This window comes from Amycolatopsis minnesotensis (assembly GCF_039529815.1).
GTDB lineage: Bacteria > Actinomycetota > Actinomycetes > Mycobacteriales > Pseudonocardiaceae > Amycolatopsis > Amycolatopsis minnesotensis.
This window is the reverse complement of sequence record NZ_BAAANN010000085.1, coordinates 1-10,131: the sequence shown is the minus strand read 5'-3', so window position 1 is coordinate 10,131 and position 10,131 is coordinate 1. Positions and strand designations below refer to the sequence as shown.

The 10,131-nt window shown below is 62.3% G+C and carries 11 protein-coding genes; 5 read left to right on the top strand and 6 right to left on the bottom strand.

Features of this window, described 5'->3' with window-relative positions; all coding sequences use genetic code 11:
* Positions 1 to 120 precede the first annotated feature (120 nt).
* The 3 genes from ABD256_RS43615 to ABD256_RS43605 all read left to right on the top strand — a co-directional run bounded on the left by ABD256_RS43615 (position 121) and on the right by ABD256_RS43605 (position 1,948).
* Positions 121 to 624 carry a hypothetical protein gene (locus tag ABD256_RS43615; protein ID WP_344432219.1) on the top strand — a complete coding sequence of 168 codons (504 nt, stop codon included), beginning with the start codon at positions 121 to 123 and terminating at the stop codon, positions 622 to 624.
* Positions 625 to 1,034: 410 nt separating this feature from the next.
* Positions 1,035 to 1,310 (top strand): hypothetical protein, encoded by a 276-nt coding sequence (locus ABD256_RS43610; protein ID WP_344432218.1) that lies wholly within the window; start codon positions 1,035 to 1,037, stop codon positions 1,308 to 1,310.
* A gap of 2 nt (positions 1,311 to 1,312) precedes the next feature.
* Positions 1,313 to 1,948: a hypothetical protein gene (locus tag ABD256_RS43605; protein WP_344432216.1), complete on the top strand. Its 636-nt coding sequence runs from the start codon at positions 1,313 to 1,315 to the stop codon at positions 1,946 to 1,948.
* 93 nt (positions 1,949 to 2,041) lie between these two features.
* On the opposite strand, the gene ABD256_RS43600 is transcribed toward ABD256_RS43605, so the two are convergent.
* The 4 genes from ABD256_RS43600 to ABD256_RS43585 all read right to left on the bottom strand — a co-directional run bounded on the left by ABD256_RS43600 (position 2,042) and on the right by ABD256_RS43585 (position 5,858).
* Positions 2,042 to 2,983: a hypothetical protein gene (locus tag ABD256_RS43600; protein WP_344432214.1), complete on the bottom strand. Its 942-nt coding sequence runs from the start codon at positions 2,981 to 2,983 to the stop codon at positions 2,042 to 2,044.
* A 15-nt stretch (positions 2,984 to 2,998) separates the two neighbouring features.
* Positions 2,999 to 3,556 (bottom strand): hypothetical protein, encoded by a 558-nt coding sequence (locus tag ABD256_RS43595; RefSeq protein ID WP_344432212.1) that lies wholly within the window; start codon positions 3,554 to 3,556, stop codon positions 2,999 to 3,001.
* Positions 3,557 to 3,808: 252 nt separating this feature from the next.
* Positions 3,809 to 4,195 (bottom strand): hypothetical protein, encoded by a 387-nt coding sequence (locus ABD256_RS43590; protein WP_344432210.1) that lies wholly within the window; start codon positions 4,193 to 4,195, stop codon positions 3,809 to 3,811.
* Between the two features lie 145 nt (positions 4,196 to 4,340).
* On the bottom strand, positions 4,341 to 5,858 hold the full coding sequence (locus tag ABD256_RS43585) for a helix-turn-helix domain-containing protein (RefSeq protein WP_344432208.1): 1,518 nt from the start codon (positions 5,856 to 5,858) through the stop codon (positions 4,341 to 4,343).
* Between the two features lie 97 nt (positions 5,859 to 5,955).
* Between ABD256_RS43585 and ABD256_RS43580 the strand changes: the two genes are divergently transcribed.
* Positions 5,956 to 6,153 carry a hypothetical protein gene (locus ABD256_RS43580; RefSeq protein WP_344432206.1) on the top strand — a complete coding sequence of 66 codons (198 nt, stop codon included), beginning with the start codon at positions 5,956 to 5,958 and terminating at the stop codon, positions 6,151 to 6,153.
* A 390-nt stretch (positions 6,154 to 6,543) separates the two neighbouring features.
* Here the strand turns inward: ABD256_RS43580 and ABD256_RS43575 are convergent, their stop codons facing one another.
* The gene (locus tag ABD256_RS43575) at positions 6,544 to 7,974 is read right to left on the bottom strand and encodes an ATP-binding protein (protein ID WP_344432205.1); all 1,431 of its coding nucleotides are present in this window, start codon (positions 7,972 to 7,974) and stop codon (positions 6,544 to 6,546) included.
* A gap of 289 nt (positions 7,975 to 8,263) precedes the next feature.
* Positions 8,264 to 9,073: a hypothetical protein gene (locus tag ABD256_RS43570; protein ID WP_344432203.1), complete on the bottom strand. Its 810-nt coding sequence runs from the start codon at positions 9,071 to 9,073 to the stop codon at positions 8,264 to 8,266.
* A 725-nt stretch (positions 9,074 to 9,798) separates the two neighbouring features.
* Here ABD256_RS43570 and ABD256_RS43565 point away from each other — a divergent pair.
* Positions 9,799 to 10,098 carry a hypothetical protein gene (locus ABD256_RS43565; RefSeq protein ID WP_344432201.1) on the top strand — a complete coding sequence of 100 codons (300 nt, stop codon included), beginning with the start codon at positions 9,799 to 9,801 and terminating at the stop codon, positions 10,096 to 10,098.
* Positions 10,099 to 10,131 lie beyond the last annotated feature (33 nt).

Sequence of the window (10,131 nt, the reverse complement as noted above, 5' to 3'; positions counted from 1 at the left end):
TCCTCGCGACCTGGACCGGCGTGTGCCTGACCTGCCACCAAACCGTGAAACCGTTACACCACAACAACCCGCAACGAACCTAACAAAGCACTACTAGGGGAGCCGCAACATTTTCGCTACGTGTCTGATCAAGAACGCTACGATCAGCTCTTGGCCGACCCGCACACCGTCGAAGCATGGCTCTGCGCGAACCTCGACAGCATCAACCCGCAAGACCCGGAAGCATTCGTACTACGCCGCTACACCATCAACGGTGACCCGTTGCCCATCACCCGCACCAGCGAACCCGGCGGACAAACCTACACCGTCCACCCCAGTGCCACCACAATCCCGACCGGGCAGCTCTACACCGTCAGCTACGAATACACGACACTGATCGCCACCGGACAGCACGGCATCCACCTCGATATCGACACCATCACCCACCGCCTCACCGTCGATTTCACTGCCACCGACCCGACGATCTCCCACATCGATCCCATGCTCAACTTCCCCGGCTACCACCACACCCGCCCGCACTACAACACCACCACACCCAACAACCCCACGAGCCTGACCGCCACCATGGACGGCTGGATCATGCCCATCACCACCATCGGCTTCATCTGGACCCACGGCCCCTAACCCCGCCAGCGCAGCTCCCCACTGGAACGCCAGACCAGATCGCACCACACCGAACCTCACCACTGACTAGATCCCACAAATACGGCAGCACCAGACTCTCCGCCGCTACTCGCTAGCCCCATCTCTCGACGCGCGTCGACCACAACACCGCCCGCTCGTCTGCGCGCATGGCTTGTCCTCCCGCCCCTGGCCCCATGGGTCACGGAGCACGCTGTCCGACACGGCCCTCGCGCAACCGCGTGCACCGCACCGGGCTACCACGAACGATCCGACTCGCAGACCGGCGGCAGTGACCATCCAGAAGTGTTCCCAGTGGCAGAAAAGGAGCAATCGGATGCGATCTCGTGCACGCTAAAGCCGACGCCGGTCAACACGCCCAAGTCGACCTCCTGGATGTGGGGGAGCGGCCCATGCTGTTCCTCGAACGCACCCGCCAACTCCCCACCCCACAGCTGCCCGGCCAACCCGAACTGCCCGACGAGGCGACCAGCCCCGTGTTCCAACTCGAGGCCCACATCCCCTCCGAGGCAGGGGACAAACTCGCCAGCATCGAATTCTCCACCCCCTACGAATCACGCGGCCCGCAGTTTCGGGCCATGGTCCTGGCCATGGCGTCCTCGGTATCCTTCGAACCACCCGCTGTCGCCGAGGACGTCAGCACCAAATTCGAACAGGTACTCGGCTAACCATGACCATCAACGTCCCCATCCGCCCCGGCGCCGCACTCGCCGACCCCGACACCCACCGGTTCGTCGAGGACACCATCCTCAACGCCACCTACGACATGATCACCCGTCATTCGTACATCCCCGACCGGGCCTACAACAAAGAAGGCATCGTCAACATCCTCGCCAACTTCCCCTGGCACACCTACACCTACAAATTCGGCCGCTGGCAACGCATCCCCGTCCTACAAGGACACATCACCTTCTTCCCCTCCTGGCGAGCCTGGGAACAGAAATTTCACTCCATCATGCTCACCGACCCGGACACCGGACGCGACATCGTCGAACTCAACGGCATGGCCAAACACGTCCAACACCCCGGCGGAACCCTGCTCTTCGCCGGTGACCCGCACTACGCCGGAGTAATCGACAGCACCACCGCCGACGGCAAACGCGCCATATCCATCGTCGGAAACATCCGCCTCATGGGCGATCCAGAAAACGATATCGACATCGCCAACAAGGCGAAAGAAATCACCAAAACCCTCACCCCCAGCCACCCACCCAACGTCCGCCTCTACGACCCATCCCCGAAATACACCCAACACCTCGGCCCGTGGCTGGCCGACCACCCCACCAAACCACCCAAACCCAGCTGACGCGGTCCGTCGTATCCCTGACCACTGCTCCTGCCGCCAAGCCAGCGTCTGTGGTGACAACAACACTCCTTACTACTGTGACGGGTGACCCGCTTAAGGTGAGCGTTGCGGCATCGCCCAGGGGCCTGCCGATCGGTCAGAGCGGCCACGACGGGGTATTTTCGCACCCGGCTTGGTACGGCCAAGGTCGTTGATGGCTCCCACGACGATGGGCCAGTACATGTTGAGGGTGTCTTCGTCGGGCACATCGCCGATGATCTGTCGTTGCTGATTCGCGTGGACGAGGTTGCGGAACTTACGCAGCGCGCCAATGACCTCGGCGACGTCGCTGTCAATCCAACTCAACCGATGAGCAATGTAGGCTAAGGCGTGCAAGGTCCAGTTGGACACGTCCTTGGGTTTGCGGATGCGTTGTTCTTTCGCCGCGGGTTCGTCGAAAACCGTGTCCGGGATGACCCGGTTCTCTGCCGCGTCCAGCAGCACCCCCTCCAGGAGGCTGCCGGCGAGGATGACCGCCGCCAGGTGACACCCGGTCCTGCGGCACGTGGCGATCTCCTGGACCCGTTGATTCAGCAGTGGCACCAGGTTGGTATCGGTGACGATGTCCTCGATGCGATACAACAGCTGCGATCTGCTCAGATCGTCCCAGGCCTCAGGTGTGTGTTCCGCGCGGCCGGGTTTGACATGCGGGCGGAGGCTGGTGTCGATCTCGACATGGATTCCTTCGCCTTCCAGCAGACGGTTCAGGCTGCGTTGAATGTCCACGATCACATCGGGATGATGAGGATATTCGCGTCGATCCACCAGGCGACACAGGACCTGCTCAATCGCCGGGGCATCGTCACGGCGGCGCAACAGGTGCCCGATCGTCCACGCTCGCCGGGTTTCGCCGTCATAGGTGTGCATCTCATCCCAGCCGGCGCGGCGGAAGAAGTCGGCCAGTTCCGCCGCGGTGCGGTAGTGCAGGGTGTCATCACCGCAGATCAGGTCCGCGAGCACCATCAGTGTCTGTTCGTCCAGGGGTTCCACGGTCACGCCTCGCCTGATTTCTCAACGGGATAGATCTGATACTGATCGAGGACCTGCCATATCGGCTGCAATGCACACCAAGAGCCATAAGCGGTCGGAGACATGCCGACACAAGTCGTCGTCGATCTGTGGCTCATCACCCTCGGTCGGCAACTTCAACCGCGCCGCATGGTCTGTGACCGCATCACGGACATACTCGTGGTGAGTTAATTTCGCCCAATTGGTCAAGCTGAACGGATGCCACGTCACCCACATGAATTCCGCGGTGTCATCCATGCCTTCTCGGCGAGCCCGAGCGTTGATGCTGTAGATGTCCGCCAAGTACTCGGTATACATGCTGCCCTGGCTACCGACCGTCGCGTACTTCTTCGCTTCCACAAACACCAGATGCCGCCGCTGCCCCAGGAAATGCCCCGCAAGGTCGTAGACCTTCTTACTGCCATCCGCCCGCTGCAACGTGCACAGCAAGTCGTGGTCGTACGCCGTCCACGGCAACCGAAGATGCGTCGTACTTTCCAAGTACTGCTTCGCCCGAAACACACCCTCACGGCCTGTCTCTTGCGACTTCTCAGCAGGCATAACCACGGAGCCTAGTAGCCGATCACCCAACCCGTCACCCGTTCATCCAACCCATCTATCCGCAGGTCACGAACCAAAAACAGCCAACCGCCAAAGGAGTGAACGCACCCACCTAACCGGGTACGATCATGCGATAGTCATCGACTCCAGCCCGGCACAAAGCCAGACATCGGCTACAGCACCAAGCATGAGGCGACGCTCACCCCACGGCCCTCTCACGGTCGCCGACCAGCGCTGTCAGTCACCGATCCGCTAGCGGTAGTGCCCGTAGCTCGCGGTGAGCTGCTCAATCCAGAAACGCTCCCGCGACTGGCCCGACTTCCACAAACCCAACTGCTGCGCCAAAGCGTAAAATCCCGGCCCGGCATCGTTGGCGTCGAGATACTGCACCAGCGACGACAACATGAACCCCAAAGAAGGGTAGGTGCGATCGACCACGCACCCCAACAGATGCCCCAGCGCCGCACGGTCACGGTCGAGGCTGAAGTCAAACTCCATCGCACCCGTGCGCCGCGCGAGGACCGCGTTCAACTCCGTGTAGGTCGTCGTCCGGCTCAACTTCGCCGTCTCCACCAGGAACGAGCGGGCGGCTTCCACTAGCCGCTCCCACTCCTGTTCATCCCGCCCGTACACCGTCACACGCGAATCCTACCCGCCACCCGACTCCAGTTATCCACAACAAGGACAACGTTATCCCAAGCAAACAGGTGTCGCGGCGCCGTGAAACAGTCACCCCGGATCGCGATCGTGGCGTGTATCGAGACGTCCCAGCAAGCCCACACCGCTACATGCAGGGGAGCCGCTTGGGTGGCCTGGCCGCAGACCGGCAAACCGGTACCGGGTTGTCCACGGGTGCCAACTCTGGTGGCGCTACGGGTTGCGCTAGTTCCAGCGCGGTGTACAACACCTCACGCAACACCTGGGTGTGTTCGGCAGCCTTCACGGCCAACTCACCTACCGAGTTCCGTGGCGCGCAGTGTCGCCGGGCGTGCATCACTTGGGCGCTCAGGTCGCCACCGGGATCAAAGAGGTGTCGCTTCACGGCGTCCGCCGATGCGCCGTCCCTCGTTGCTGCTTGCACCGGCTCCTCATCATCGATTGCCAACACCGGGTGGTCCAGTGCCGCGGCGTACGCCGTCAACGCACCGTGATCGCCGATCACGACGTCGGCGGCGACCAGTGCCGCCTGCTCGCCACCCAGGGGCGGGATCAGAAGCAGTCCGTGATCTAACGCGGTGCGCAACCATCCGGTGATCTGCCAACTCCCATGGTGAACCCACACGTTGGGGTGCAAGACCAGCGCAACCCGGAACCCGTTCTCCGGCAGTTGCTCCAGCAACGCCTCCGGCACACGCGGGTACTGCCCGAACAGCGAACTGGGCCCCCACGTCGAGGTCACCACCACCAAGCAGTGCTCCTCCTCAACGCCGAGGACAGCACGGTAGTGCTCCCGGCACGGCCAGCTCGTCACGAGACGGTCCAGCATCGGATCACCCACCACCACCGGGTCAGCCGATAACGCGGGCGCCATCGCGCGCACACGATCCACCTCGGTGTCATCCGCCACACCGATCACGCCGGACAAATGCTCAAATTGGGGCGAGGCCGACCATCCAAGGCCAGAACCTGCCGTCCCACGGTCCGCCGCAGCGCCGACACCGTTCGGCGGACGAAATTCCGTAAGACGCCGAACAACCAACACCGCGGGCCCCATCAGGCTGGCCAGTCGCGAATGGATCTCGGTAGCCAGCACGAGGTCGAAACGGCGGCGCGTCGCCTCATGCCACGGCACCTCCACGACACCCTGCTCGCGAAGCATGGTCGGGAGATCGCTCGCGAACGCCGAACCCTCCTCAACGGTGAACAGCACCTGGACCCGCACGTCCTTCCCCAGCAGCGACACCACGTCCAAGGCTCGCGCCAGCGAAATGGAATTCCGAACCACCACGAGCACGGTGCGGCTGGTCTGCACGGTCGTCCAGACGCTGCCATCGCGAAGCGACTGCGACGGCCGCCGACTAACGCTCTTTGCGACAGCATCCTCAAGGACTGATCGTCGAGCAATCCACGCGGCCTCGTCACCACCCCACGACCGCACCAACGCGGCCACCACCTCACGACTCGGCAGCCGGGTGCCCTTTAACGCCGCATACAACGTCGACCGTGGAATCCCCTCAGCCGAGCTGATCTCATCGATCCCCAGCGCCAACGACCCTCGCGCCGCACGCAACTCCCGCAGCTCCCGCGCGAACACCGCCAGCGGCCCCCCCTCCGCCTCCACCGCAGTCGTCCGCCGAACCATCCCACCTCCCGTGTCTAACGAAGTCTCGCATAGTCCCGCGTGTTAGTCTCGCCACTTCTACGACGGGCGCCGAGAACTCAAGGGAGATTCCAGACACATGGACAAGCCAGCACCCCACAGGGTGCTCCTCGTCATCATCGCCGTCCTGCTCGGCATCATCATCGCCCTCATCGCCGCCATCCTCACCACCCACAACGGCGCGACCCTAGCCACCGCAATCACCACCGGCGGGGTCGCCTTCGCCGGCACCGTCTCCCTCGCCCTGCTCATCATGAAAACCCTGCACATCCTCTAACCCGCACCGGGACCTCCCAATGATCGACCGTGATCACCCAACTGACGGCTCCACCACCCGCTACATCGGCCAATTCATCAGCGAGAGGCGCGGGCTGAGCGACTTCCTCCTCCGCCTAATGTCGGCAGCGAAGAATAGTCGATCCTCAACGCTGGCACCTCTTGAGCAACCCGTGCAATGACTGCGCGGTGCCAACTCGAAGGAACGCTAGCCAACCACCTGCGGTCTTCATAAGTACCCGCTGCACAGCTACATCCGTCGTCGCACACCTCAGCCGCGTCCGGCCGTCCTGCCACGACCACCACCGCAGCATCCACCGCCACCGCCCACGATGCACCCACAGACGCCCGGCCTCGTGGCGGCGGAGTTGCTACCCCTGACCGACCCAAACTAGGAACCGTCAACCAGTTCCCACACCGCCCGCGGGTCTTTCTGCGACTTACCGATCCTGCGCACAAGGCCAACGTTCTGCAACGCCCTCAACCGTGTCATGGTCGCCGGTCGGCTCATCTGGAGCGCATCCACAATGTCTCCTGTCCCCAAGGAGCCACCCGCAGACCGAAGGATCGCTAACACACGCTGACTCCCTGACGGCAACTGCGCCGCGAGCCGCGGATCAATACTGGGCACGTTCACCAAGCTCAACCGAACAGTACCCGCAGTCTGTCGGTAAATCGGATCAGTCAGCCCCACACGCCGCATCTCCGCGAAGATCCGCTTGATCCCTTCACCCAGCTCCTGGCCGATACGCAGATCAGCACACACCCGCGCGATCCGCGGGTTTCGGGCAAAGCGACTAATATCCAACGGCTTACTCGGGCTCGCCAACCCCGGAAAGCGTCCCGGACTTTCGATTTCGATCCGGTTCGGATAGATCTCGACTCGAATGTGATCACCGGCGATGCTGTAAGACCGATGAATGACCGCATTCACCAATCCTTCAAGCCATGCATCACGAGGGACAATCGGCGTCGGGCCGAACGTTCCGTCCGGCAGCAACGCTCGCTTCTTCGGAACAAGCTTCTCGATCTCCATACTAGCGCGCTGCACCACATGAGGAATAGGACCTTCAATACGAAGATCCGCACCTTCCTCGACATTCAACCCCGCACCCGTACCGCGCTCGGTATCCAAAAAACGCAAGACACGAACATAAGCCTCAGGAAACAAATCACCCGGCGTTCGACCAAACAGCAAATATCCGCCGTTGGTTACCTCACCTTTACGGGTGCGCAAACTACGAGCCTGAAGGATACCCTGAACACTGGACGCACTCATCGCCTTCTTGTAGTGGTTCAGCAGGTTGCCATCCAGATCAGGAAGATCAATATCTTTGGCGGGTTGGCCGTCGTACTGGCTCTGCCCCTTATCGTATTGAAGCTCTTGCCGCTGGGTAAACGTCAACCGGCGACTTTCATCGCCCACCCGCAAGTAACAGTCACCGGTCTGTGTCTCGTGAACATGCTCGCTAGGGTCGATCCGAATCACCAGGAGCACATCGGCGTCGCCAGCCTCATTGACGCAGGCAACCTCGTCGAACTCAGCCCGCACCGGCGGCCTGGTGTAGTCAAACGGCGCCTGACGAAAATCGTTCAACTTCGCCGTATTGGCCGCGAACCCCTGCACCTTGCCGCTATGCAGGCCAACTACCACCGTGCCGCCCTCAGCGTTCGCGAACGCCACCAGCGCCGGTGCAAGATCCTTGGCTGCCATTCGAGACGACTTGCGATCGAACCACTGATCCTCCGCCGCAGCCATCAGCAGCGACCCCACCTGCTCAGCACCAGCTACCAGCGCCTGATCGATCTCCTTAGCAGTCACAGTCGTACTCTAAACCTCTTCGAGTAGACGGCGACACGACTCCCATGGCTTTCGAATAGACCGCCAGTCATGCACCTTCAGCAGGTCACAAGCCTATGAGTAGCTTTCGAGTAGCCTTTCGAGTAGACCCGCCAACCACGCCCTCTTAGCAGGTCACAAGCCTATAAGCGGCTTTCGAGTAGTCTTTCTAGTAGCTCACAGTCACGCTATCGCCACGAGTGGATAGACGACTAGATAGACGAGTGGATGACGACTACGACACACCGACATCACCAGTCACACTGTCCCTTCAACAGCTGTGATCACTCGAGCCGGCACACGACGCTGGCCAACCAGCCGCGGTCTGGTTCATGAGTACCTGCTGCACGGCTGGGTCCGTCCAGATGCGCAGCTGGTCACCCGCCAACCCCCGCAGCCCGTCGTCTGCCTGTGCCGCTTCGACAAGCAGGCGAGGTAGCCCAGTGAACCGCAGCGCCCCGACGTTGGCGGACAGAGCTGCGTACTTCGCGTCCCACTCACCAACAATCAACCTGGCACGGTCACGCTCCAGCGCTGAAGTGTTCTCGTAGGCGAGCTGGCGTGCGGTGTCGAGGTATTGGGGTATCGGGCCCAGGTCGGGGTCCTCGATCACGCGGTACTGCGCGACCTCCGACCACGGCAAACCCGACACCGAATCACGATTGCGGTCTGACTCCAGCAGCCACACCACGACGCGATCCCGGCTGTCGCGAAACCTGTCCTGCACCTCTCGCCCAAACTTCGGGTCTTTCAGATCCTCGTCGATGTCGACCAGCCGGCGCCACAGGTCATCCTCAGTCGGAGCAGGCTGAATCAAGGCTGATAAGCGCCGAGTCACCCGCGTAAAGCCATCATCGGGAGCGTCACGTGGCCCTTCGACCATCCATGCCGTCTGGAACTCACGAACGGCCTCCTGATCCACAGTCGGTAGCTCCGCTCGGATCTCCGCATCCTGTTCGCGCCACTGCTGCACCGTGATCACGCCCTCCCACGCCTGACGGCGAAGCTCCTCGAGCTGATCCAGCACCTCCACCGAACAGCCCCACAACACGTCAGCGGCGAGCATTTCGGCGAAGTCCATCCGTCCAGCTTGCCAGAACCCGCGCGCCGCTGACCCCACTCACTCAGCCCTTCCGGTGACAATGCCTCCCTGAACAGACCACGCTCCAACTGGAGCCGAAACCGGGGGAGAGACAGATGCGCGCCGAGTGGGTCAGCGTGACATCACTCGTCATCGCGATCGCAGCACTGATCTACACCAGGCGCAACGCTCACACCAGCGGACGGTCTCGACGTCGCCAGCATCATCGGCCAGGTCAACTACGAAAACGCTCGAGCCGCCCACACACCCGCCGCCACACTCACACTCACCCAAGTCGAGCACCGGCCTCCCACCTCCCGCGCCCTCCTCAGCACCCAAGCACAAGCATGGGTGAGCGAGCACGAGGCCCACAACCTCGAGGTCGTCGTCCGCGGCACCCTGATCAACAACTGCCCACACGAACTGCTACTCACCCTGGGCGATCACCCACGCTCCCGCCGCACGTCCTGGCGTCCCCTGCGGAACGAGTCAGCGTTTCGACGACGACATCGTTCGCTACCGAGTCAGCTTCGACCCCGTCCTCGCTCAACTCCACACACCCCGGCTCCGTTTCCTCCGCGGCCGAAACTAACCACCACCCCCACGCGGTGCGCGCCCACCCTCCGACGACAGCATCCCTGCCGTGTCACCCGTTCCGGTGTCTTCACCCGCACGTGATTCCACCCACGAGCTACTCCTGGTGGACTGCCGCGGTGCCCCCACCCTTGACCCCACGCCAGCTCGACATTCTGCGCTGGCTCAACGCCGGATGCCCCGACCGCGACTGGCCCGATCACACCCACAAACACACCACCAGAATGCTGCAAAGCCACGGACTAGCCACCATCAGCCGCAAACACAAAATCTGGGCCGCCACCATCACCGATCGAGGCCGCTACTACCTGCTCCACCACCGCTACCCACCCACCATCGCCAGCCGCGCCACCGACCCCGGACCGCCCCTAGCTGTATTGACCATGGAGGTTGGGTACGGGGCGACACGTGATCGGATGATCTTGGTGTGAGGAGGGCCTCCGGGTTCGGTGTGGATTGCGACA